This is a genomic window from Pseudomonas stagnisoli (genome assembly GCF_048595745.1).
Classification (GTDB): Bacteria; Pseudomonadota; Gammaproteobacteria; order Pseudomonadales; family Pseudomonadaceae; genus Aquipseudomonas; species Aquipseudomonas alcaligenes_A.
Map to the genome: position 1 here is coordinate 2,302,019 of NZ_CP184361.1, position 24,355 is coordinate 2,326,373.

Consider the following 24,355-nt stretch of genomic DNA (forward strand, 5'->3'; position numbering starts at 1 on the left):
CATGGCCCAGTTCAGCGTGAACGCACAGCGCTTCGATCCGTACAAGAACTTCAAATTTCGGGTTAAGTGGGACGGCCGATACGTTGCCGGCATCAGCAAGGTCGGCTCGCTCAAGCGCAGCACCGAAATGGTCGAACACCGCGAAGGTGGCGACCCCTCCACCTCGCGCAAGTCGCCCGGACGCACCAAGTTCGAGGCCATTACCCTGGAGCGCGGCGTCACCCACGACACCGAATTCGAGAAGTGGGCCAACAAGGTATGGAATTTCGGTGCCGGCCTCGGGGCCGAGGTCTCGCTCAAGGACTTCCGCAAGGACCTGATCATCGAGGTGTACAACGAGGCCGGCCAACTTGCCCTCGCCTACAAGGTGTTCCGCTGCTGGGTGTCGGAGTACCAGGCGCTGCCGGACCTGGATGCCAATGCCAACGCCGTGGCGATCCAGACCATCAAGCTGGAGAACGAGGGTTGGGAGCGTGACTACGACGTGACCGAGCCTGCCGAGCCCAACTTCACCGAGCCGGCCTGAAGCCATGCTGCCGCTGACTCCTGCACAACTCCTGACGCTCTGGGAGCATGGCGCCGTGCGCCACCCCCTGGATCGCGCGCTGCTGTTGTTCGCCCAGGCGGCGCCGGAACTGGCGGTAGAGCAATTGGCCGAGCGTCCCCTGGGAGAATGCAACGCGGCGCTGATGCGCCTGCGCTGGCGCAGCTTCGGCACGCAGCTGCCGCTCTGGCTGGATTGTCCGGCCTGCGGCGAGCGCATGGAGTTCATCCTGCTGCCGGAGCAGCTGCCACCGATGGAAAGGCCTCCCGAGTGGGTGGAAGTCGCCGGTCAACGTTTTCGCTGCCCCGGAATTGGTGATCTGGCGCGCATTGCCGGCATGCACGACCTGACGGATGCCGCTGCCCGGCTGCTGCACGAATGCACCGCCGGCGATGCGCCCGATGAAGCGCTACGACCTGCCATCGAAGCCGCCATCGAGGCGGCCGACCCCTGGGCGGACATCTCACTGAATTTCCAGTGCCCTGCATGCGAGTATACCGACGATGCCAGCCTAGATTTGCTCGCCTACCTGTGGGAAGAAATAGAAGCCAGCAGCCGCCATTTGCTCGACGACATACATAGGCTGGCGCAGGCCTACGGTTGGAGCGAGAGCGAGATACTCGCGCTGAGCCCAGCCCGGCGCAATGCCTATCTGGCCCGGGTGGCGCCATGACCGGCCTGTTCATGCGTCTAGCCGCACAGGCCACCGGACAGCGCGGGACGACGCTGCACTCGCCGGCACGGTTGCCCTATCAATCCCTACCCGAACGCCTGCAGCCCACTCCAGAGTTCGCCACTGCGTCGCCATCGCTCACGGACAGGCAGTCACCTCAGGAGCCGACCGACCCGTCGCAACGCGTGGCGCCTGCTGCGCCGCCAACTCGGCATGCTCCATCTGCGCTCTTCCAGGAGCAGGCCGAGAAAGCCACGCAGGAAGAGTGGATCGCTCCCCTACCCCCTCTGACAAATCGCCCCAGCGTGACCCTTCGCGTCGAGTCCACTGGGTTGTCAGGTAGTGCGCCCGAGAAGCATGCCGAGATTCGCGGTCCCGCTGCGCCTGCAGCCATGCTGCCGTCGCAATCGCCAGACGATCAATCAACGCCGGTCCCCCTCGCTCAAGTGCCCGTTGAGTTGCCCCTGCAACCCGCCGCCCAGCCGTCGCTGCCCCCTGCCCCCGGCAGCGAGGTTGGCGCCGTGCTGCGCGTGCCGGAGCGAATGCAGGACAAGCTCGTGCTACCGCTCCCCCTGCTCCCGGCAAATCCGCCCAGAGCTGCCTCGGCTCAAGCAGCAGCGGACTCTGCCAGCGCATCGGCTTTGTCTGCACGCGAGCCCGACGAGGTGCATATCCATATCGGCCGTATCGAGGTGACCGCCATCCAGGAATCCAGACCGTCCAGCAAGCCATCGCGCAAGGGCGCGGCGCCGCTCTCTCTGGATGACTACCTGGCTAGGCGCAAGGGGGATGGCTCATGAGTACCGCCCTGGCCATCGCCGGCGTCACCGCCGTGCTGCGCGACCGGCTCAATGATGGCCTGGTCAATCACAACGTCGCCGGGGTACTGGGCAGCACGGTGAGCGTCAGCGTGCTGGCTCCGGACCGCGTGGTGCCGGCCGATGGCACCGAGTCGAGCCAGCTCAATCTGTTCCTCTATCAGGTCATGCCCAATGCCAGCTGGCGTAACCAGGGCCTGCCAGCCCATGACGCGAGCGGCAGGCAACGGCTGACCAACCAACCCCTGGCGCTCGACCTGTATTACCTGATTTCCGCCTACAGCGGCGGCGACCTGCATGCCGAGATCCTGCTCGGCTATGCCATGCAACTGATGCATGAGTTTCCCATCATCACCCGCGAGATGATTCGCACCGCTCTCAGCCCATCACCGGACGTCGGTGTGGTACTGCCACCAGCGCTGCGTGCCCTGGCCGAATGTGGCCTGGCCGATCAGGTGGAGATGCTGCGCGTCACCCCTCAGGCGCTCAACACCGAGGAAAGCTCCAAGCTGTGGTCGGCCACCCAGTCGAGCCTGCGTCCCACCGCCGCCTATCAGGTCTCGGTAGTGCTGATCGAGGCCACCCGCCCTGCCCTCGCCCCGCTGCCCGTACTGACACGTGGCGAGGTAAACCCGCTATCGGGTCGCGAACGCGGCGTGATGGCCTCACCCAGCCTGGTACCCGCATTGCCGACACTGGAGGCCATAGTACCTGCCGCCAATCAGCCAGTGGCAAGGCTCGGCCACGGCATAGTGCTGCGCGGCCACCATCTGAACGGCACCAGCCGTGAGGTGCGCATTGGCAATCCGCGCTACGAGGTGAGCGATGTGCTGGCGGCTGGCGGCGTGAACAGCGCGGCGCAGATGGAGCTGCTGATTCCCGTGGCGCGCGCCGCCGACTTCCCGGTGGGTGTGTACGAGGCGAACGCTCGCCTGATTCGCCCTAGCGAAAGCATCGCACGGGAAAGCAATCGCCTGGCTTTCACCCTGGCGCCGGACATCACCAATCTGCCGCAGAACGTACTCCTCGATGGTGACGGCGATGCGCTGGTGACTATCGACTTCACCCCCGAACTGCGCGCCGGACAGCGCGCAACCCTGCTGGTCGGTCAGCGCGAGGTGGTGCCACAAAGCTTCACTGCGCCGGTCTCCAGCCTCGATTTCCTGATCGAGAATGCCGAGGCTGGCGTGCACCTGGTGCGCCTGCGCATCGATGGCATCGACAGCCCCATAGTCGATTACGCCAGCACGCCGCCGGTGTTCCTCAACCAACGGTTGACCATCGCATGAACGCGCCTGCCGGTTTGGACTGGAGCACGGCCAACCAGCAACTGTTGGTGGCCGAGTTCGCCCGTCTACGCGCCTTGCTCGACGGAAGCGATGGCAAGGATTTGCAGGCCTCGATCGACGGTCTGCGGGCAACGATGAGTGTCCCACCCGCTATCGACACGCTGGCGCACCTGTTCGAGCTGAGCGGCTTCGAACGCGATCTTCTGCTCCTGGTCGCGGGTGTAGAGATGGACGCCGCGCTGGGCCTGCTCTGTGCCCAGGTCAGCGGTCAGCCCAATCGTCCCTGGGCCACCTTCGGTCTGGCCATGAGTGCCTTGCCCGCCGCGCACTGGGATGCCATGTCTCCTGCCGAACCACTGCGGCGCTGGCGCCTGTTGGATTTGGACGAGAGCGCCGGGCTGACAGGCTCACGGGTGCGCATGGACGAGCGCGTTCTGCACTACCTGGCCGGCATCAATGCTCTGGATCAACGCCTGCAGCCCCTGCTCCAGCCCCTGTCACCCGCGGCGCTTATGAGCCATGCACATGCTGAGGTCTGCATCGATGCCTGTAGCAGACTGCAACGCGATGGAGGATTGCCACGGGCGATTCTGTTGTCCGGCGATGACTCGCAGGGCCAGCAGGATGTCGCCGCCGATATTGCCAGGCGCCTGGGACTGACCCTGTACTGCCTGCGTGCCGCAGACATCCCCACGACGGCGCACGAGCAGGCCGCTCTGGCCACGCTGTGGCAGCGCGAGGCCGTCATGCTCGGTAGTGCCTTGCTGATCGAACTGCGCGATGACGACAGCAAGGTGCTCGAGCGCTTTGTCGAGCGTCTCGGTGGCCTGCTGATTATCGCCTCACGTGTGCCCACGGCGCTGGACGGCGAGGCGTTCAGCGTGGACCGCCCCGAGGTCCCCGAGCAGCGCCGACTCTGGCAGGTTGCGCTTGGCCAACGGGGCGCCGATCTGGCACCGGTTATCGACAGTCTGGCCGGACAATACCGGCTCGGCGCCCGACGCATCAGCAGCATTGCCGCAAGGCTTGGCTCGGAGGTTGATCTTAAGGTCGTGCATCGCGCCTGCCGGACCGACACACCCGGCATGAGTGAGTTGGCCCAACCCATAGAGCCGCGGGCAGACTGGGACGATCTGGTACTACCCGAGGCTCAGTGCCGCATCCTGCAGCAGATCGCCATGCATGCGCGCCATCGCCTCACCGTGCACCACGACTGGGGATTTGCCGGCAAGAGTTCACGCGGGCTGGGCATCGCCACTCTGTTCTGGGGCGACTCTGGTACCGGCAAGACCCTGGCCGCCGAGGTCCTGGCCAGCACGCTTGGCTTGGCGCTGTACCGCATCGATCTGTCTGCCGTGGTCAGCAAGTACATCGGCGAGACCGAGAAGAACCTGCGCAGGGTCTTCGACAGTGCAGAGGAGCTCGGCGCCATCCTGCTGTTTGACGAGGCCGATGCGCTGTTTGGTAAGCGCAGCGAGGTCAAGGACAGTCACGACCGCTACGCCAACATCGAGGTCAGCTACCTGCTGCAGCGCATGGAGTCATATCGCGGCCTGGCGATTCTCACCACCAACCACAAGGCCGCGCTGGATGCCGCCTTCTCTCGCCGCCTGAGTTTCGTGGTGCACTTCCCCTTCCCCGACGAGGCCCAGCGCGAAGCGCTCTGGCACGGTGTGTTCCCCCCTGCGACACCGCTGGACCAGCTGGACTATCGCAAGCTGGCACGGCTTGCCGTGCCCGGCGGCACCATCCGCAACATAGCGCTGGCCGCCGCCTTCCTCGCCGCAGAGGCGGGAACTCCGGTCGGCATGCGCCACCTGCTGCGCGCCGCGCATATCGAGGCAGCCAAACGCGACAAGCCGATTTCCGATGCGGAAACGCGGGGGTGGGTATGAGCCGCATCGTGCTGCATATCGACCGTTTGCTACTGCGTGGCATTCACTCGAGTGATGCCGAGGCTTTTGCCACCGCCTTGCGCGCCGAACTGCACCAGATGCTCGTCGAAAGTGGCGGGCAAAGCCTTCTCGACACCGGTCACCGGGCCTCTTACCGGCCACCGGCCGTGCGAATTCAGGAGCGCGCCAACGCCGCGGAGTTGGCGCGCGCGGTGGCTCCCCATGTGCTGCCTGGCAGTCCTGGAGGTGAGTCATGAATACCGGCAGGTTCGAAACCCTCAGCCCGCCCGACGAGCACTCCAGACTGCTGTTGCAGCGCAAGTGCGCCTGTGGTGGCGAGGCTTCGGCGCTGACCGGGGAATGCGAGGATTGTGCCCGCGCGCTGCAGCCGAGGCTGGAAATCGGACCTGTCGACGATCCATACGAGCGCGAGGCCGACCGCGTTGCCGAGCGCGTGACCGGGTCGCAGTCTACGGAGGCCGCAGAACCACTGCCGCCCCCTCGAGCGGGCCAAAGTGTTGCTGGAGTTCAGCCCCCCGCAGTGGTGCAGCAGGCATTGAAAACACCCGGCCAGCCACTTGCGGCTGCGGAGAAGAGCTTCTTCGAGCAGCGTCTGGGACATGATTTCTCCCGTGTGCGGATCCATGCGGACGACAAGGCCGCCGAGTCGACCCGGGCAGTCGGTGCACGCGCTTACACGGTTGGTCAGGACCTGGTGTTTGCTCCGGGGCAATATGCGCCCGGTAGTCACGAGGGCAAGCGCCTGCTGGCCCATGAGCTCACCCATGTGCGCCAGCAGACGCCTTCGCTGCGGCGCAAGCCTGCCAAGAAACCAGCGGCCCCAACCCCGGACCCTCTGTGCGGCAAATTCAACTTCGATGCCGCCAGCAAGGCCGTCAAGGCGCAAGCCAAGCACTTCACCGATAGTACCGACATGCTGCCGCTGATCCGCGCCCTCAAGCCGATTCGTCGCTGCGCCAGCGAGGAACAGAAGAAGCAGGTCCGGAGCGACCTGGAAAGTACTATCACCAAGAGCAAGGCGGATGCGGCTTGGAGCTCGGCCGGAACCGCCTTCGGTGGCTATGTCGGTTTCTATCCCGGGTATGCGTCGGACGTCAAAACCCACTTGAACAAGCTCGGTGCCAGCGAATCACTGTCGTCCAGCACCTTCGAGCTGTCTGAAGAAGGCAAGACACACAAGAAGCGCGCCAAAGCGGCCGCCGACAAGGAAAAAGGCGACCTGGCACGTACCGACATCGTGTACTTCCGCGGCCATCAGTATGCCCAGTACAAGGCCCCCGGCCTGTTCGCCGACGGCGACGAGACCAGTGGTTTTGATCTGCGCTACGTCGACAAGGCGGGAGGCTTCGCCAATGTGAAGCTGATGATCAGCACCAGCTGCGCAACCCTGTGCAAGGAAGCGACAGCGGTGTTCAGCAGCCTGTTTCCCAATGCGGTGATCCTTGGCTACCGCAAGTCGGCGCCTATCGATGGTGGAGCCGTACGCTCCGATCTGACCAAACGCCTCAACGAGCTCAACCGTCCCCTGCTGATCGATGACCCTGTCGATGTGGCCGCGATCATCTCCATCTGGAAGGCGATCGCGGAGTCGCATCACAAGGGGCAGACCGGTCCGCAACCGGGCATCTATCAGGGCGGAACCGTGACCTATTGGGATGGCTCCGCCTGGCAAAGCTTTACCGCGACGGATGCGCAGAATGCCTGCAAGAAGAAAGGAGACTTCAGTGACCAGTATCCCGCTCCCTGACAGCAGGTGTGACGATGAGCGCCAGGACTAATCTGAGCCCAGCAGCTCCGGCCAGCGCGACGAAGCCTTTGCAACACAGGGGGGGCTACGGCAATCAGGCCTACAGCAAAGGTGCGGACAGCGCGTTCGGACGTCTTGCCCTGCCGCCATGGATGCAGACCCGATTGGCGGTGGGGGCAACTGATGACCCACTGGAGCAGGAGGCCGACCGAGCCGCCACGCAAGTGCTTGGCGGGACGGGCAAGGCGAGCGTTCAGGGCTCGACACTCCCTCGCCTCAGCCGCGTTGCCAGTGGCACCGCCACCCGCGCGCTGGCGCCAGCCAGCGTGAGTAGAACCTTGCAGGACTCCGGGGAACCGCTATCCAGTGCCACCAGAGACTTTTTTGAGCCACGATTTGGCCATGATTTCGCCCAGGTTCGGGTGCATCGCGACAATGCCGCGGCCAGCTCGGCACGAGATGTCGCAGCCCATGCCTACACCGTGGGCCCGCATGTGGTGTTCGCTCAGGGACGCTATGCGCCGGAAAGCCTCAGCGGGCGGGCATTACTGGCCCACGAGTTGGCGCATGTCGTACAGCAGGGTGCATCTGCTGCGGGGAACCGGCTTGTGCAGCGCACTGGGGATGGTTCGGATGATGCTCCGCCACAAGCAGCGCCGCTACAGGAATCGAAGCAGGCTGGTAGCGCCTCACCCACCCGCCGGATAGTTTCCCTGACCTTCGACGATGGCCCACATGCGGCAGCCCTGGGTACCGGCAACAACCGAACTGAAAAGGTTCTCGACACCCTGCGCGATAAACATGCCAAGGCGGGATTCTTCATTCAGACCCATGCGCAGGGCGGTGATGGCCGGCCCATTCGCGGCAACACGCGAGTTGGCAGGCAACTGATCCGCCGCATGCATGCCGAAGGCCATGCTATCGGCATCCACACCGGAGGCACCCGGGACCACGAGTCGCACATTACGGCCCAAGCCGCCGGGCGCCTGCGCGGCGAGCTGGCGGGGGCCCGCGACTTCATCCGCGATACCACTGCTACCGAGACCGAGCCCGGAGTGCAAACCACGCTAGTCAGGCCGCCTTTCGGTAGTTCGGACCCAGCGGTACGCGCAACCTACTCCGCGCTTAGTCTGACCAATCTGCTCTGGGACATAGACGGCGATCCGGGAGGTGAGTTGTCGCTGGCGCAGCTCAAGACCAATGTCACCGATGGCTTGCGCACCCTGGCCGCCAATGGCTGGCGGGTTTCCACTCCTTCTGCGCCGAAGATAGTCGTGCTCTATCACGATATCAGGCGCAATTCTTCCCGGCATCTAGGCGCGGTCATGGACCACATCACCTTGGTCATGCGCCGCGATCACAACTCAACGGTTTCCTTCGAGAAACCCTAATTACAGAGCGGAAGCAGGAGCGATCATGGGTTCATGTAACAAAGCGGCGCCCTGCAGCCAGTGCGAAAGCTGCAAGGAGCGCGTACATTCGCGCAGTCCCAGAGGCCGAGAACCCTCCCTGCTCAGCCACTCGCAACGGCAGCGATTGGAGAACGAAGCGGATCAGGTGGCCGATCGCTTCACCCGCTCCGGCTTCGCTCACGATGCGCAGAGGCCCACTACCTCCAGCGCGCCTTTGGCGGTGCTGAAGAAGGACGACGAGCAAGCGCTTGCCCCCACGCCAGAGGGCGCACAGCAGCAGAAAGGTGGTGGCTCGGTCAATGAAACGGCCGAGAGCAATCTCGACGAGCCGGGCGGTGGTGGTGAGGTGCTGACCAAGCGTGCAGATGCGCGAGTGGAAGCAGTCAGCCACGCCCCCTCCTCGGCTGAAGGTGGCGCTGCCCTGCCCGTCGCCGAGCGTCGCCCCTTCGAAGCTTTCTTCGGTCGGGACTTCTCCTCGGTACGCATCCACAACGACAGCCAGGCTCATCGTTACACCCGCGAGATCAATGCCCTGGCGGCTACACGCAGCAACCACATTTACCTATCCGAGCAAGTCGCCACCAGCCGCCCTAAGGCGCTGCTCGCCCACGAACTGACCCACGTGGTGCAACAGGGCCGCGCGCCGCTGACGACAAACGGCCCCCGGACATCACGACAGCCGCCCCAACTGCAGGATGCGCCGCCGAACATCTCGCCGGCACCCATCGGCTGGCAGCTGTACCAGTCGACCATCTGCCGAGGCGAGGTCAACGAACACCCAAGCACCCAGCCACTGGACTTTCCGGCTACCTACATCAGAAAGATCAATGTCTCGCTGACCAACCAGCGGGTGACCCTGGACTGGACCGGCCCCAGCGTCGCGGAAGCCGAGCGAAACGTGTTGGCTGCCACCGGTGACGGCGTTATCAACTGCACCACCGGAGCCGGAGTAACTGGCCAGACCAGCTGCAACAACGCCGCCCACAGCAGAACCGGCGGAAGCTGCTGCACCCCCATAGGGACATTCACGCTGGGTGCACAGAGTTGTGTGACCTCGCGCCTGGGGCTGGAGAATTTCAGCGGCTTCCAGCGCGACGGCGTGGGCTTCCATTACTACTCCAGCGTGCCCCGCCACCCTGCCTCCCACGGCTGTGTCCGGCTGCACCGGGGAGCCTCAAAAATCATCTTCGACAACGCCAGATCAAATGTCACCACGGTCGAGGTCAGCGGCAGCTATACCCGCAGCTACGCCAGACACAGCAGCTGCGAATAGCGACCCGCGGCACAAGGAGAGCGCAATGAAGACAGCATGCAGGATCGACGCACAGCAGCTAGGCAACCAGAGGCGTACCAGATGAGCGGCCTCAGCAGTTCCCCGCGACTGATCAAAGCCGGCCTGGTCATGATCGACCCGCAGTCGGCTCGAGTACGCCGGGTGATCGCCCTGCAGTACAACCCGGAGAAGCTCACCCGCAGCCTGCAAGTGCAGGGCGCCGGTGAAGGCGCCGATCGCGCGGAGGCCCTGCGTCTGAAGGGCCCGGCGGTAGAGACCTTTCAGCTGGAGGCGGAAATCGATGCCGCCGACCAGTTGCAGTTTCCCGAGCGGCATCAGGCCGTGGTGGATGCCGGCATCGCGCCGCAACTGGCGGTGCTGGAGTCGCTGATCAATCCGGCGGCGGCCGATCTGCTGGCCGGCAATGCGCTGGCGGCGGCCGGCACCCTGGAGATAGCGCCGATGGAGTCGTCACTGGTGCTGTTCGTCTGGGGCGCCAAGCGCATCGTTCCAGTGCGGGTGACCGACTTCTCCATCGCCGAGGAAGCCTTCGACCCGCAGCTCAACCCAATCAACGCCACCTGCAACCTCAGCCTGCGCGTGCTCTCGATCGACGACCTCGGCTTCGGGCACAAGGGCGGTGGACTGTTCATGGCCTATCTGCAATCGCGCGAGAAGCTGGCCGGCAAGGCCGCCACCTTTGGCTTCGACGCACTGGGCATCGGAGGCCTGCCATGACCGATCCGCTCAAGGCCTTCCTGCAGGCCAACGCCATCACCGCGCCGGCCTTCGCCCCGGACAGCCGTTACCACGGCCTGGACATCGCCCAGTGGACCCGCGCCGACGGCGAGGTGCTGAGCTATGTACGGCGGCGTTTCGTGCCGCCGCCGGAGCACTTCGCCACCCTGAGCGAATATCGCGTGGCGGTTGGCGACCGCATCGACAACCTGGGCGCGCGTTATCTGGGCGACCCACAGCAGTACTGGCGACTGTGCGACGGCAACGGCGCGCTGCGCCCGGACGAGCTGACCGAAACGGTCGGCCGCACGCTGCGCATCACCTTGCCGGAAGGCGTGCCAGGAGAGGACTCATGAGCAACGCCGTGCACCTGAGCCTGTTGATCGGCCCGATCATTCCGCTGCCGGTACCGGCCATGCTGATCGACGCCCTTGAAGAGGTCACGGTGACCAGCGCCAGCGAGGGGACCAGCGGCTTCCAGCTGCGCTTCAAGGTCAACAGCAAGTCCGAGCTCAACACCCTGTTCCTGATCGCCGTGGGCAACAACACCAGCCCAGGCACGCCGCCGCTGCGGGTGGTATTGATCGTCACCCTGGGCGGGCGACCGCAGCCGCTGTTCGACGGCTTGCTGACCAATGTCGAGGTGCAGGCCGGGCAGAACCGCCAGCCCGGCAGCATCACCATCACCGGCGAGGACCTGACCAAGGTCATGGACCTGATCGACTTCTCCGGGATGCCCTACCCGGCCATGCCGATCGAGGCGCGGGTGGCGCTGATCTGCGCCAAATACGCGGCGTTCGGCATCATTCCCCTGCCGATCCCGTCGTTCTTCACGGATGTGCCGATTCCGATTGAGCGCATTCCCGCCCAGCAGGGCACCGACCTGGCCTATATCCGCCAGCTGGCCGAAGAAGTCGGCCATGTGTTCTACATCGAGCCGGGCGAGGTACCACTGACCAACATCGCCTACTTCGGCCCGGAGATCAAAGTCGGCCCACCGCAGCCGGCTCTGAACATCGACATGGACGCGCACACCAACGTCGAGTCGCTGAACTTCAGCTTCGACCCGACCAAGGGCGTGCTGCCGGTGGTGTTCATCCAGAACCAGATGACCCGGGTGCCGATTCCCATCCCTATTCCCAACCTCAATCCGCTGCAGCCGCCGCTGGGCGTGCTGTCCACGCCGCTGGCCAACATCAAGATGATGAAGGACACGGCCAAGATGAACCCGATGCAGGCCATCTCGGCAGGCCTGGCCGAGGCGAAGAAATCCCAGGATGCGGTGACCGCCACCGGCAGCCTCGACGTGCTGCGCTACGGCCGCATCCTGCGCCCGCGCAAGCTGGTCGGGGTGCGCGGCGCCGGGGTCGCCTACGACGGCCTGTACTACGTCAGCAGCGTCACCAGCACCCTGGCCCGCGGCAAGTTCACCCAGAGCTTCAACCTCAGCCGCAACGGCCTCATCTCCATCACGCCCACGGTGCCCGCATGAGCCAGCAACGCTACTACGGCAAGTATCGCGGCATGGTGTTGAACAACATCGACCCCATGCAGCAAGGCCGCCTGCAGGTGCAGGTGCCGGATGTCGCCGGGCTGGTGCCGACCAGCTGGGCCATGCCTTGCGTGCCGGTGGCCGGCATCCAGAACGGCATGCTGGCGCTGCCGATGATCGGCTCCGGGGTGTGGGTGGAGTTCGAGCAGGGCAACCCGGACCACCCGATCTGGGTCGGCTGCTTCTGGGGCAGCGCGGCGGAGATCCCGGCCCTGGCCCGCCTGACTCCACCAGGATTGTCGGCCATCACCCTGCAGACCCCGCTGCAGAACGGCCTGACCATCTCCGACCTGCCCGGCCCCACCGGCGGAATCATGCTCAAGAGCGCCACCGGCGCCACCCTGATAGTCAACGACACCGGCATTTACATCCAGAACGGCAAGGGCGCCATGCTCACCCTGATCGGACCGGCAGTCACCATCAACAACGGCGCGCTGACGGTGATCTAGGCCGCCCATGCGGGCGGTCGATTGCAGTTCCCGTGGAATGTGGAACAAGGAGGCAGATATGGACAGACACGCAACGCAGCAGCATGCCCCGTGGCTCACGGAGGCTTGCTGAGATGCCCGGCCCCCTCCTGCATGTCGGCGCCAGCGTGCTCTGCGCCCACGGCGGCACCGCCACCCCCACCGCGCCCAACCCGCGGGTACTGGTCAGCGGCCAGCCGACCGTGCTGATGAGCGCGCTCTACCTGGTCGCCGGTTGCCCGTTCAATGTCTCCGGCAGCCCGGTGCCCTGCATCACCGGGCAATGGGTGGTGGCGGCGCTGCGGGTCATGTCCAACGGCCAGCCGCTGGTGCTGATGGACAGCCAGGCGGTCTGCGCGCCCAACGGCACGCCGCTGCTGCAGGTAGCGGCGCAGACCCGCGTGATAGGGAGCTGAGCATGACCCAGCGACTGCACTTTCCCTATTGCTTCGATGGCCATGGCCGCAGCCGCGAGGCGGACGAAGCCAGCTGGATTCGCGGGCTGATCGAACAGGTGCTGTTCACCACACCCGGCGAGCGGGTGATGCGTCCGGACTTTGGCAGTGGCCTGCGCGAACTGGTGTTCGCGCCTAACAGCCCAGAACTGGCGGCCACCGTGCAATTTCTCGTGCAGGGTGCCCTGCAGCAGTGGCTGGCCGACCTGATCCAGGTCGAATCGGTCGAGGTCAGCGCTGTGGATGCACGTCTGATGGTTCAGGTGCAGTACCGCATCCTGCGCACCAATCAGCGCCGTGCGGACAGCTTCGTGCAGGGAGTACCGGCATGATCTACCACTGCTGCGAGGAAAACCGCCGGGCTCTGGTGGACGCCCACCCGAGCCTCAACGGTATCGACCATCTGGAGGTACTCGACCTCGACGCGCCATTAGGCAGCCCGCGCCAGCGCACCCTGCTGGTACGTCTGCTGAAGCCGGTGCCGGCCGGGCTCAGCCCGGACAATCTGAGCATCACCGGCGGCGAGCGTATCCGCCAGGTCAACGTCGAATGGGTCGGCATCGCCGGCACGCCACCGGCCCAGGCCAGCGCCGCAGAGCAGGCACTGTTGCTGGCGCTGGATGAGCCCGACCATGTGCTGGTAGTGCGCACTGACAGCGACGGCGATCACTCCACCTACAGCCTGCGCCTGCGCCAGGCCGGCTCACTGGACACCCCGCTGGCAGACTTCGACCCGCGCCTGTCGGCGGTGGATTTCGCCTTCAAGGTCGAGTGCCCCAGCGACTTCGACTGCAAGCCGCAACACGACTGCCCCGAGCCGGTCACCCCGGCGGCCGACATCAACTACCTGGCCCGCGACTACGCCAGCCTGCGCCGCCTGGTGATGGACCGCCTGGCCCGGCAGATGCCGGGCTGGCGCGACCGCAGCCCGGCGGACCTGGCCACCACCCTGGGCGAGCTGATTGCCTATGTCGGCGACCTGCAGCACTATCAACTCGATGCCGTCGCCACCGAGGCCTACCTGCACACGGCGCGCCGGCGCAGCAGTCTGCGCCGCCACGCGCTGCTGGTGGACTACCAGCTACACGAAGGCTGCAACGCCCGCGCCTGGCTGCACCTGCAGGTCAGCGGCGGCCCCTTCCCGCTGCCCGCCGGGCTGCGCTTCTACACCAAGGTGCCCGGCGTGCCGGCGCGCATCCTCGCCGACTCGCCACAGGAGCGTCAGGCGCTGCAGGCCACGCCACTGGTGTTCGAGCCGATGCACGAGATCAGCCTGCGCGAGGCGCACAACCAACTGTTCTTCCATACCTGGAGCGACGCCCGCTGCTGTCTGCCACAGGGCGCCACCGCCGCCACCCTGCGCGGCCACCTGCCCGACCTGGCCGTGGGCGATGTGCTGCTGCTGCAGGAAGTCATGGGGCCGCTCACCGGCGAGGCGGCCGATGCCGACCCGCAGCGCCGCCACGCGGTGCGCCTGACCCGGGTACGCGCCTTCGACGGCAGCGACCCGCTGCTCGACCCGCTGGACGACAGCGAGATCACCGAGATCGCCTGGCATGCCAGCGACGCCCTGCCCTTCGCCCTGTGCATCTCCAGCGAGACGGACGAGGCCCACGGCCAGGTGCAGCTGGCCGATGTCAGCGTTGCCCTGGGCAACATGCTGCTGGTCGACCACGGCCGCAGCGTGCTCGACGAGGTGCTGGCCGAGGTGCCGCAGCCACGCCTGCAGTACCCTGCCAGTGGTGGCGGCTGCCAGCTGCAGGCTGCCGAGCCGCTGCCGCCGCGCTACCGACCGCTGCTGGCCGAGGGGCCGGTGACCCACCGGGGCCGGGTCCAGCGTCGGGTGCTGGACGGCGGCCTGCTGCGCCGCGAATGGGTACTGTTCGACCCGGAAGCCGCTGCCAGCGCGGCCCTGCACTGGCGCAGCGCCGACGCGCTACCCGCCCTGCGTCTGGAAAGCGGTCCGCAGGGCAGCCCGGACCACTGGGGCGTGCAGCGCAACCTGCTGGACAGCAAGGCCGAGGATCGCCACTTCGTGCTCGAAGCGGAGAACGACGGCAGCGCCCGCCTGCGCTTCGGCGACGACCGCCATGGCCGCCGGCCCAATGTCGGCGACGACTTCCGGGCCTACTACCGGGTCGGCAACGGCCCAGCCGGCAATGTCGGTGCCGCCAGCATTGCCCATGTGGTCAGCGCCGAAGCGCGCATCGTCGCGGTGAGCAACCCGCTGCCGGCCACCGGCGGGCTCGCCGCCGAGCACCCCGCCGAGCTACGCCGTGCCGCGCCCCAGGCCTTCCGTACCCAGGAGCGAGCCGTCACCCCCGAGGACTACGCCGAGGTCACCGAGCGCATGGCAGGCGTGCAGCGCGCCGCTGCCGGCCTGCGCTGGACCGGCAGCTGGCACACGGTGTTCGTCACCGTCGATCGCAACGGCGGCGCCGCGGTCGACCCGCCCTTCGCCATGGCCGTGGTGGAGCACCTGGACCGCTACCGCATGGCTGGCCACGACCTGCGGGTCAACCAGCCGGTGCAGGTGTCGCTGGAGATCGACCTGCTGGTCTGCGTCAGGGCAGGCTACTTCCGCAGCGACGTGCGCAGTGGCCTGCTCGACGTGCTTGGCAATCGCCGACGCGCCAACGGTACCCGCGGCCTGTTCCACCCGGACAACTTCAGCTTCGGCCAAACCTTCTACCTCAGCCCCCTATACGCCGCAGCACGTAACGTGCCTGGCGTGGCTTCGGTGCAGGTGACGCGCCTGCAACGCCAGGGCCAGACCGATCCCAAGCCGCTGGCCGACGGTTTCATCCGCCTCGGTCGCCTGGAAATCGCCCGCCTGGACAACGACCCCAACTTCCCCGAGCACGGTGTGCTGCGGCTCAATCTGCATGGAGGCAAGTGATGACCCGCCAACCCGACTGCGACTGCTGCGCCGGCGTCGACGCCGACACCCCGCGGCGTATTGCCAACCCGCCCGGCCTGCCGGCCATCGACTACCGCATCGGCCGCTACGCGGACTTCTACGACAGCCTGCGCGCGCGCCTGTCCAGCGCCGATTACCCCGCCCTGGCCGCCCTCACCAGCCGTGAGGCCAGCGACTTCACCCTGGCCCTGAGCGACGCCCTGGCCTGCAGCCTGGACGTGCTCGGTTTCTACACCGAGCGCTACGCCCAGGAGCATTACCTGCGCACCGCCACCGAGCCGCTCTCGGTACGCCAGATGGCGCGCCTGATCGGCTACCGCCCGGCGCCCGGGGTGGCCGCCTCCACCCACCTGGCCTTCACCCTGCAGAGCGCGCCAGGCATGCCGGTGGAGCCCATCGTCATCCCGGTGGGCACCAAGGTGCAGAGCGTGCCCGGCCAGGACGAGCAGGCGCAGACCTTCGAGACCCTGGCCCCGGCGCCGGCCCGCGCCGAGTGGAATGCCGTGCCGGCCCTGGCCAGCCGTGCCTGGCGGCCGCGCAAGGGCGACACCGAACTGTGGCTGGACGGCCTCGCCACCCAGCTGCAGCCCGGCGACGCCATCCTCATCGTCGGCGCCGAGCGCGAGCAGGACCCCGGCAGCGAGCGCTGGGACGTGCGCGTGCTGGCCCGGGTCGAGCCGGACAACGACAACGGCCGCACCCGCCTGTCCTGGAACCACCCGCTGGGCAGCGGCTTTCCGGCGATGAACCCGAGCGGCGCGGGGGCCAAGGTGTTCGCCCTGCGCCAGCGCACCGCGCTGTTCGGCCACAACGCGCCCGACCCCAACCTGCTCGGCGAGGACAACGCGCAGATCGGTAATCAGATCGACAAGAGCACCAGCAGCGACTGGCGCTGGAAGAACTTCGTCATCAGCCCGACGGCCGTCGACCTGGATACCGACAATGCCAAGATAGTGGCAGGCAGCTGGTTCGCCCTGGTATCCAACGACCCCGCCTACGGCAGCGCCGACCTGCCGGGCTATGTCGAGCTGTTCCGCGCGGTACGGGTGATCCACCGCAGCCGCAGCGCCTTCGCCCTGTCCGGCAAGATCACCCGGCTCACCCCGGACACCGACGAGAACCTCAGCAGCAGCCTGTTCCCGCTGCGCCAGACCCTGGTGCTGGCACAGAGCGAGGCGCTGACGACCCGTGCCACGCCGCTGTTCCACCCGGTGTATGGCGACCTGCTTGACCTCGACCTGCGCGTCGACGGCCTGCAACCCGGCCAGCCCCTGGCCCTGAGCGGCCGGCGCCAGCGCATCGCCCTGCAGGCCAGCGGCCTGGCCCTGCAGCTCGACGAGGGTGGCAGCCTGGCCCTGGAGCATGGCGACCAGTTGTTCATGCTGGCCCCGGCCGAGCGCCTGTTCGGCAGCAGCCCGGTGGCGCTCGGCGCCGAGGAGTTCGCCGGCCTGCTCGGCAATGCTTCGGTCACCCTGCGCCTGCACCTGCTCGATCGCGACGGCCGCAGCGGCCTGCTGCAGGCCAAGGGCAAGCAGCTGCGCCTGGCGCCCGGGCAGAAAGCCGACCCATTGGTGCGCCAGATCGCCTTCATCGCCGACGGCGAGGACGCGCTGAGCCACGACCGCGACCACACCAGCCTCAAACTCGGCGCGGCGCTGGAGCATGTCTACGAGCGGGCCACGCTGCGCATCAACGGCAACGTCGCCCCGGCCAGTCACGGCGAGACGGTGGAGACCATACTCGGTGACGGCAATGCGGCCCTGGCCAATCAGCGCTTCCTGCTCAACCAGGCGCCGCTCACCTACACCAGCGCCAGCACGCCGAGCGGACGCCTCTCCAGCCTGGAGCTGCGGGTCAACGACGTGCTGTGGAGCGAGCTGCCCACCCTCTATGGCGCCGCGGTCAACGCACGCAGCTACGAGACCAGCCAGGACGAGGCCGGCCTCGCCACCCTGCAGTTCGGCGACGGCCGCGAGGGCGCGCGCCTGCCCAGCGGCCACAGCAACGTGCGGGCGCGCTACCGCAAGGGCCTGGGCGTGGCCGGCAACCTGGCCGCCGGCAAGCTCACCACCCTGCTGTCGCGCCCGCTGGGCGTCGGCGAAGTGGTCAACCCGGTGCCGGCCAGCGGCGGCGAGGATGGCGAGTCCCTGGAGCAGGCGCGCGGCAACGCGCCGCTGACGGTGCTGACCCTGGACCGCGCCGTGTCCATCACCGACTACGCCAACTTCGCCCGCGCCTTCGCCGGTATCGACAAGGCCCATGCGCTATGGATTCCCAGCGGCCCGGCGCGCGGCGTGTTCCTCACCCTGGCCGGGGTCGCCGGCGCGCCGGTGAACCAGGGCGAGGCCACCCATGCCGCGCTGCTCGGCGCCCTGCTGGCCTATGGCGACCCGCTGATGCCGCTGCGCATGGTCAGCTACGTCGATGCGCGCTTCCGCTGCCGCCTGGCGGTCAAGGTGCTGGCGGACCACGACGGCGAAGTGGTGCTGCAACAGGTCGAGGCCGGCCTGCGTGAGCACTTCGGTTTCGCCCGCCGCGACTTCGGCCAGACCGTCTCGGTGGACGAGCTGGCCGCCGTGGCCCACCGCATCGCCGGGGTGCAGGCGGTGCAGATCACCCGCCTGTATCGCCAGGGCCAGCCGCCGGGTCTGGTACCGCGCCTGTATGCGGCACTGCCGGTGGCCGCGCCCAGCGGCCTGCCGCAGCCCGCCGAGCTGCTGACCCTGGCCGCCGCGCCCGTCGAGCTGGAGGTGCTGCCATGAGCCTGGACGCGCAATCCCTGTTCGCGCTGCTGCCAGCCATCCACCGCGTCCGCGACGCCGAACTGGCGCAGGCCGAGGGGCTGGCCCGGGGCCCGCTGGAGGAGCTGGTGGCGTTGCTGGCCGAGCAGCTGGGCGTGGCCGAGGAAGGCCTGGAGCAGCTGCACGACGACCTGTTCATCGAGACCTGCGCCGACTGGGTGGTGCCCTATATCGGCGACCTGATCGGCTACCAAAGCCTGCACCAGAGCGTGCCCGGCATCGCCAGCCCGCGCGCCGAGGTGGCCCACACCATCGCCCTACGTCGGCGCAAGGGCACGGCCACCGTGCTGGAGCAGCTGGCGCGCGACGTGACCGGCTGGGACGCCCGCGCTGTTGAGTACTTCCAGCGCCTGTGTGCCACCCAATACATGAACCATCCCCGCCCGCACGCCCTGCAGACGCCGGACCTGCGCCAGGGCCAGGCCCTGGAGTGGCTTGGCACAGCCTTCGAGACGGCCCAGCGCAGCGTCGACGTGCGCCGCATCGAATCCGGACGCGGTCGCCACAACATCCCCAACGTCGGCCTGCACCTGTGGCGCATCCAGGCCTACCCGCGCAGCCAGGCCCCCTGTCTGCGCGCCGGCCCGCGGCGCTACCGGGCCAGCCCGCTGGGTCACGATCTGGCGCTGTACAACAAGCCACAGGTGGAGGACGACATCGGCCACCTGGCCGAGCCGGACAACGTGCCCTGGCCGCTGTCGCGGCGGCGCCTCGAAGCACACCTGGCCCGCCACTACGGTGTGCGTGCCAACGCCACGGCAGCGCTCGACAACCCGGCGCCGAGCCTGCGGCTGTGGGTCGACGGCGTGCCGATCGAACGCGAGCAGGTCTGCGTCTGCCACCTGGGCGACGACGGCGCCGGCTGGGCCCATACGCCGCCGGCCGACGGCACCTATGCCATCGACCCGCTGCTGGGGCGCATCGCCCTGCCCGGCGATGCCCCGGACCCAGCCGATGTGCAGCTGACCTGGCACGAAGGCTTCTCGGCCGACATCGGTGGTGGCGAATACGAACGTGGGGCCGACTTGCCCGTGGTGCCAGCCGGCCGCGCGTTGGTGCGGGTGCCGGACGATCAGCCGAGCATCAGCGCCGCACTGAACGAGATCGCCGGCGATGGCGTGGTGGAGATCACCGACAATGGCCGTTACGAGGAGGCACTGGACATTCTCGTGGTGGTCGACGGCGCGGTGGAAATCCGCGCCAGCAATGGCCGCCGTCCGACCCTGGTACTGAGCGGCCTGAGCATTGCCGGCGCGGCGGACAGCGCCTGCCTGCTCAACGGCCTGCTGATGGCCGGCGCGCCGCTGCAGGTACCGACCGGGGCCGGCAATGCGCTGGCACGCCTGGAGCTGAGCCACTGCACCCTGGTGCCCGGCATCACCCTGGATGCCGCCGGCCAGCCCCAGCAACCGAACGCGGCCAGCCTGGTGCTGGGGATCCCGGGGCTGGCCGTGCAGATCGACCGCTGCCTGCTCGGTGCCATCCGTGCCCATGAGCACGCGCAGGTTTCGGCCCGCGACAGCCTGATCGACGCCACCGCCCGCGACGCCGTGGCCTTCGCCGCCATCGATGGCGCAGCTCCCGGCGCGGCGCTGTCACTCAGCGCCTGCACCCTGATTGGCAAGGTGCATACCGCCGAGGTTGGGCTGATCTCCAACAGCATTCTGTTCGCCGCCCTGGCCCCCGGCGACAGCTGGGCGGTGCCGGTGCGTGCGGCGCGCAAGCAGGTCGGCTGCGTGCGCTTCAGCTGGCTGCCGTTCAACTCCAGGGTGCCCAAGCGTCATCGCTGCCAGCCGGACTCCAGCAACAGCGCCCGGCACATCGCGCCACGTTTCACCTCGCTACGCTACGGCACCCCGGCCTACGGCCAGCTGGCCGCGTCCACCGCGCTGGAGATTCTCCAGGGCGCCGACGATGAGAGCGAAATGGGCGTCTTCCACCAGTTGTACGGCGCGCAGCGGGTCACCAACCTGCGCATCCGTCTCGCGGAATATCTGCGAGTCGGGCTGCGCGCCGGCATCTTTCACGAATCCTGAGGGCGCATCATGAGCTTCGATCTGAGTCGAATCCGCTTCGACGTCCGCCGCGACTTCCTCGGCGTGGTCATGCAGCAAGGACGGGTCCAGCTGGACGCCGACTGGAACGAGTGGGTGGCGCAACTGGCACGGCGCATCCAGGCGGGCGCGCTGGATACCTACGGCGGCAACGTGGTGCCGCGCATCACCCCGGATGGTTTTCGCATCCAGGCCGGCGGCGGCAGCTTCAGCATCGGCGTCGGACGCATCTATGTCGACGGCCTACTGGCGGAGAACCACGGCGCCGCGCCCAACGTCTGGGAGCCACGGCTGGCCGAGCCGGTCGGCAGCAACCCGTTGAACTACGCCAGCCAGCCCTATTACCCCAACCCGCCACCGCTGCCCCAGGGCGGCCCGCACCTGGTCTACGTCGATGTCTGGCAGCGCGAGGTGACGGCGGTACAGGCCCCCGACCTGGTGGAGAAGGCCGTGGGCGTGGACAGCACCGGCCGCCTGCAGACGGTGTGGCAGGTCAAGGTGCTGGCCAATGTCGGCAACAGCACCTGCGCCACCGAGGATGAAGACGTGCCCGGTTGGCTGGCCCTGACCGCTCCCTCGGCGGCGCGCCTCTCCACCAGTACCGGAGTACCGAACTTCGAGCCCGATCCCTGCCAGGTGCCGCCGGCCGCCGGCTATCGCGGCCTGGAAAACCAGTTGTACCGGGTCGAGGTGCACCGCGGCGGCGCGTTCGGCACGGCCACCTTCAAGTGGTCGCGGGACAACGCCACGGTGGCCTCGCGGGTCAGCCACATCAACCCGGCGCGCGACCGCATCACGGTCGAGAGCATCGGCCGCGACGATGTGCTGCGCTTCCACGACGGCGACTGGGTGGAGGTGACCGACGACTGGCGCGAACTGCACAACCTGCCCGGCGAGCTGCGCCGCATCCGCGTGGCCGGCGGTGTTGACGAAGGCGCGCGGACCCTGCAGTTCGACCTGGCCTTGCCCGTCGGCATGTTCCCCGCCAACGCCCAGCAGGCCACCGACCCGGCGCGCAACACCCGGGTGCGGCGCTGGGATCAGGCCGGCCTGGTACGCCGCGAGAACGGTAGCCAGGTAGCGGACCTCAACGCCCCCGGCGCGGCCGGCGATATTCAGATTCCCGCGGCCGGCACCCGCCTGTTCCTCGAGCACGGCATCCTGGTGGAGTTCGGCCTGGCGCCGGCCGGCGGCCAGTTCAAGAGCGGCGACCATTGGGTGTTCGCCGCACGCACCGTGGACGCCAGCATCGAGCTGCTCAACCAGGCGCCACCGCTGGGCATCCACCACCACTATGCGCGCCTGGCCATGGTCAACTTCCCCGACCAGGAGACCGACTGCCGCGTGCTCTGGCCGCCGATCGCCGAGGGCGAAGGCTGCGACTGCACCGTCTGCGTCAGTGCCGAGGGCCACAACAGCGGCGCCGCCACCGTCCAGCAGGCCATCGATTCGATCAAGGACGTCGGCGGCACCATCTGCCTCGGCATCGGCACCTACAACCTCCGTGAGCCGCTCGCGGTCGAGGGCGCCAACTCGCTGCGCTTTCGCGGCCAGGGCTGGGCCACGCTGCTGGTCGGCAGCGCGCCCGGCGCCATCATCGACATCAGCACCAGCAACGGCGTGGCCCTGGAGAACCTCAGCCTGGTCGCCTCGGCCACCAGCGCCAGCACCACGGCGGCACTGCGAGTGCGCAACACCATTGACCTGCGTGCCGAGCACATCAATGTGCTGTGCCTGGCAACGGGCGATGGCGCCAGCGCGGCCATCGGCCTGGGCGGCAATATGCTCGGCGTCAGCATCAGCGACTGTGCGCTGGTGGCCGAGCGCGGCATCGTGCGTATCGGCGAACACCTGCTCAGCGCCGAGCTGCGGGTAACGCGCAATCTGTTCTTCTGCAGCCAGCGGGCCGTCAATCTGGACGGCATCAGCCTGCACTACGGCAATACCCGCATCGACGGCAACCTGATGATCAACGGCAACCAGCCGGCGCTGTTAGCCAGCGGCGCCGTACTGCCGGGGTCACCGTTCAGCATCGAGGGCAACATCATCTACACCCAGGGCGATGGCATACGCGCCGGGGTAGACGGCTTACGCATCCGCGACAACGAAATCAGCGGTGGCGAACGTAGCGGCGAAGGCATAGTTCTGGAGGAAGGCCTGGACCCCGAGGGCATCCGCGATGCACGCATCGAGGGTAACCGCCTGCGTGGGCTGCAGGGCAATGCCATCGCCATCCAGCAGCCGCTGGAGCATGCTGCCATCGACGGCAACCTGATCGAGGACATCGGTCTGGGCGCGCTGGTGATGGGTGAAGATGGCGCGGTGCAGCACCTGAGCATGAACGGCAACCGCTGTCGCAACCTGGGCCTGCAGGCCAATGACCAGGGCAAGGCCTTCGCCGCCGTGCAGCTGCTGCGCGTGGCGCGTGGCGACTTCAGCGACAACCTGGTCGCCGAGGTGGCGCGCGACGCCCTGCTCTCGCCGGCCATCGCCGGCCTGCGCGCCTTGGCCGTCGGCCAGCTGCGCGTCGAAGGCAACCGCTTCTTCGGCATCGGGCCGGACCGCAGCAGCGGCGAGCTGGTGGCGATGCAGATAGTGCCGCCCTTCGACAGCGCCATGCTCGAAGGCAACCAGGTCGACCGGGTCGGCGAGGATCCGCAGCAGAAGCCGGAACCCGCCATCTGGCGCGCGATCCTAATTGCTCCGGCGGGGTTGCGTAGCCCCGGCAACTTCACCACCGGCTATCTGGTCGCCGCCCCGGACAACGCCTACCTGCTCACCGCCAGCCGTGCCTTTGCCATACCGCGTCGACCGGCTGATCTGGCAATCCAGAACAACCGCCTGCGGGCCATGTTGAGCAGCGTGTCGCTCAATCTGTGCGCAGGGCTCGACCACTGCCTGTTCGCCGGCAACCGCTGCGAAAGCCTGGGGGAAGCCAATGAAGGCGTACAGTCCGGCGAGTTGCAGGCGCGTACGCTCAATGCCAGCAACAACCGCCTGATCGGGCTGGGCGACAACGATACGCTGCACCTGACGCCCGATGAACAGATCGAGCAGGCCATCGTTATCGGCAACACCAGCACCGGAAACATCCGTGTCACCAACGGCAGCTCCATTCCTGCGGACATGGCACTGACCAATCTCATCGGTTTCTAGGAGTACACGACATGGCCGTCACCCCCTTTCGTGGCGAAAAGAATCTCGGCGAGCTGGCCGACAAGCTATTCAACCGTCTCACCCCGCGCCAGCGCGAGAAGGTCGAGGATGCCTTGCTCAAGGCCAACCCGCAGCTGGACCAGATCACCAGCCTGCGCGCCGGCACCTTGCTCAAGGTGCCCGATCTGCCGGAGCTGCGGGCCAAGGCCAAGCGCGCCGGCGATGGACCTGACGACCAGCTTGCGGCCCACCTGGCAGCCGAGTTGGAGGCTTTCGGCAAGCACCTGACTCAGCGCTTCGCCACGGCCCAGGAGACCGTGGCCAAGACCGAATCCGTGCTCAACGAAGCCGAGCTAAAGCGGGTGATCGCCAAGGAGCCGGCGCTGCGCGACCTGGCCAAGCAGATCGGCACACTCAATGGGGAGCGCAAGAAGCAGCTGGAGCAGCGCCAGGAGAAGCTCGCCGCGGCGCTGAAGCAAATGCAGGGTGATCTGCGCAAGGCGTAGGAGGCACTGGCAAAGGCATAAGCGAATCCATTGC

20 protein-coding genes are annotated in these 24,355 nt (G+C 67.3%); all 20 read left to right on the forward strand.

Features of this window, described 5'->3' with window-relative positions; genetic code table 11:
- The first annotated feature begins 1 nt into the window (after position 1).
- The 20 genes from ACOAPY_RS11120 (at position 2) to ACOAPY_RS11215 (ending at position 24,321) form a co-directional block, all read left to right on the forward strand.
- A complete protein-coding gene (locus ACOAPY_RS11120) occupies positions 2-526 on the forward strand; it encodes a phage tail protein (protein WP_076426698.1) in 525 nt (174 codons plus the stop codon).
- 4 nt (positions 527-530) lie between these two features.
- On the forward strand, positions 531-1,217 hold the full coding sequence (locus ACOAPY_RS11125; RefSeq protein WP_465153302.1) for a hypothetical protein: 687 nt from the start codon (positions 531-533) through the stop codon (positions 1,215-1,217).
- On the forward strand, positions 1,214-2,017 hold the full coding sequence (locus tag ACOAPY_RS11130; protein WP_465153303.1) for a hypothetical protein: 804 nt from the start codon (positions 1,214-1,216) through the stop codon (positions 2,015-2,017). The genes ACOAPY_RS11125 and ACOAPY_RS11130 overlap by 4 nt, the downstream gene beginning before the upstream one ends.
- Positions 2,014-3,324 carry a Pvc16 family protein gene (locus tag ACOAPY_RS11135; protein ID WP_465153304.1) on the forward strand — a complete coding sequence of 437 codons (1,311 nt, stop codon included), beginning with the start codon at positions 2,014-2,016 and terminating at the stop codon, positions 3,322-3,324. Before ACOAPY_RS11130 ends, ACOAPY_RS11135 begins: the two co-directional genes overlap by 4 nt.
- Positions 3,321-5,219: an ATP-binding protein gene (locus ACOAPY_RS11140; protein WP_465153305.1), complete on the forward strand. Its 1,899-nt coding sequence runs from the start codon at positions 3,321-3,323 to the stop codon at positions 5,217-5,219. The genes ACOAPY_RS11135 and ACOAPY_RS11140 overlap by 4 nt, the downstream gene beginning before the upstream one ends.
- On the forward strand, positions 5,216-5,476 hold the full coding sequence (locus ACOAPY_RS11145) for a hypothetical protein (protein WP_465153306.1): 261 nt from the start codon (positions 5,216-5,218) through the stop codon (positions 5,474-5,476). Before ACOAPY_RS11140 ends, ACOAPY_RS11145 begins: the two co-directional genes overlap by 4 nt.
- Entirely contained in the window at positions 5,473-6,987 is a 1,515-nt protein-coding gene (locus tag ACOAPY_RS11150; RefSeq protein ID WP_465153307.1) for an eCIS core domain-containing protein, read from the forward strand. The genes ACOAPY_RS11145 and ACOAPY_RS11150 overlap by 4 nt, the downstream gene beginning before the upstream one ends.
- A 14-nt stretch (positions 6,988-7,001) precedes the next feature.
- Positions 7,002-8,378, forward strand: a complete 1,377-nt coding sequence (locus tag ACOAPY_RS11155) for an eCIS core domain-containing protein (protein WP_465153308.1) — start codon at positions 7,002-7,004, stop codon at positions 8,376-8,378.
- A gap of 166 nt (positions 8,379-8,544) precedes the next feature.
- Entirely contained in the window at positions 8,545-9,672 is a 1,128-nt protein-coding gene (locus ACOAPY_RS11160; RefSeq protein WP_465153309.1) for an eCIS core domain-containing protein, read from the forward strand.
- A gap of 81 nt (positions 9,673-9,753) precedes the next feature.
- Positions 9,754-10,410, forward strand: a complete 657-nt coding sequence (locus ACOAPY_RS11165) for a hypothetical protein (RefSeq protein WP_465153310.1) — start codon at positions 9,754-9,756, stop codon at positions 10,408-10,410.
- On the forward strand, positions 10,407-10,766 hold the full coding sequence (locus tag ACOAPY_RS11170) for a hypothetical protein (protein ID WP_465153311.1): 360 nt from the start codon (positions 10,407-10,409) through the stop codon (positions 10,764-10,766). The genes ACOAPY_RS11165 and ACOAPY_RS11170 overlap by 4 nt, the downstream gene beginning before the upstream one ends.
- Entirely contained in the window at positions 10,763-11,902 is a 1,140-nt protein-coding gene (locus tag ACOAPY_RS11175; RefSeq protein ID WP_465153312.1) for a hypothetical protein, read from the forward strand. Before ACOAPY_RS11170 ends, ACOAPY_RS11175 begins: the two co-directional genes overlap by 4 nt.
- Positions 11,899-12,411 carry a phage baseplate assembly protein V gene (locus ACOAPY_RS11180; RefSeq protein WP_203792225.1) on the forward strand — a complete coding sequence of 171 codons (513 nt, stop codon included), beginning with the start codon at positions 11,899-11,901 and terminating at the stop codon, positions 12,409-12,411. The genes ACOAPY_RS11175 and ACOAPY_RS11180 overlap by 4 nt, the downstream gene beginning before the upstream one ends.
- A gap of 113 nt (positions 12,412-12,524) precedes the next feature.
- Complete coding sequence (locus tag ACOAPY_RS11185; protein ID WP_465153313.1) at positions 12,525-12,845, forward strand: hypothetical protein; 321 nt, start codon at positions 12,525-12,527, stop codon at positions 12,843-12,845.
- Positions 12,846-12,847: 2 nt separating this feature from the next.
- Entirely contained in the window at positions 12,848-13,216 is a 369-nt protein-coding gene (locus ACOAPY_RS11190; RefSeq protein ID WP_203792224.1) for a GPW/gp25 family protein, read from the forward strand.
- Positions 13,213-15,783 (forward strand): putative baseplate assembly protein, encoded by a 2,571-nt coding sequence (locus tag ACOAPY_RS11195; RefSeq protein WP_465153314.1) that lies wholly within the window; start codon positions 13,213-13,215, stop codon positions 15,781-15,783. The genes ACOAPY_RS11190 and ACOAPY_RS11195 overlap by 4 nt, the downstream gene beginning before the upstream one ends.
- Positions 15,783-18,566 carry a putative baseplate assembly protein gene (locus ACOAPY_RS11200; protein ID WP_465153315.1) on the forward strand — a complete coding sequence of 928 codons (2,784 nt, stop codon included), beginning with the start codon at positions 15,783-15,785 and terminating at the stop codon, positions 18,564-18,566. The genes ACOAPY_RS11195 and ACOAPY_RS11200 overlap by 1 nt, the downstream gene beginning before the upstream one ends.
- Complete coding sequence (locus tag ACOAPY_RS11205; protein ID WP_465153316.1) at positions 18,563-20,641, forward strand: hypothetical protein; 2,079 nt, start codon at positions 18,563-18,565, stop codon at positions 20,639-20,641. The genes ACOAPY_RS11200 and ACOAPY_RS11205 overlap by 4 nt, the downstream gene beginning before the upstream one ends.
- A gap of 9 nt (positions 20,642-20,650) precedes the next feature.
- On the forward strand, positions 20,651-23,815 hold the full coding sequence (locus ACOAPY_RS11210; protein ID WP_465153317.1) for a DUF6519 domain-containing protein: 3,165 nt from the start codon (positions 20,651-20,653) through the stop codon (positions 23,813-23,815).
- An 11-nt stretch (positions 23,816-23,826) separates the two neighbouring features.
- Positions 23,827-24,321 carry a hypothetical protein gene (locus ACOAPY_RS11215; protein WP_465153318.1) on the forward strand — a complete coding sequence of 165 codons (495 nt, stop codon included), beginning with the start codon at positions 23,827-23,829 and terminating at the stop codon, positions 24,319-24,321.
- The last annotated feature ends 34 nt before the right edge of the window (positions 24,322-24,355 follow it).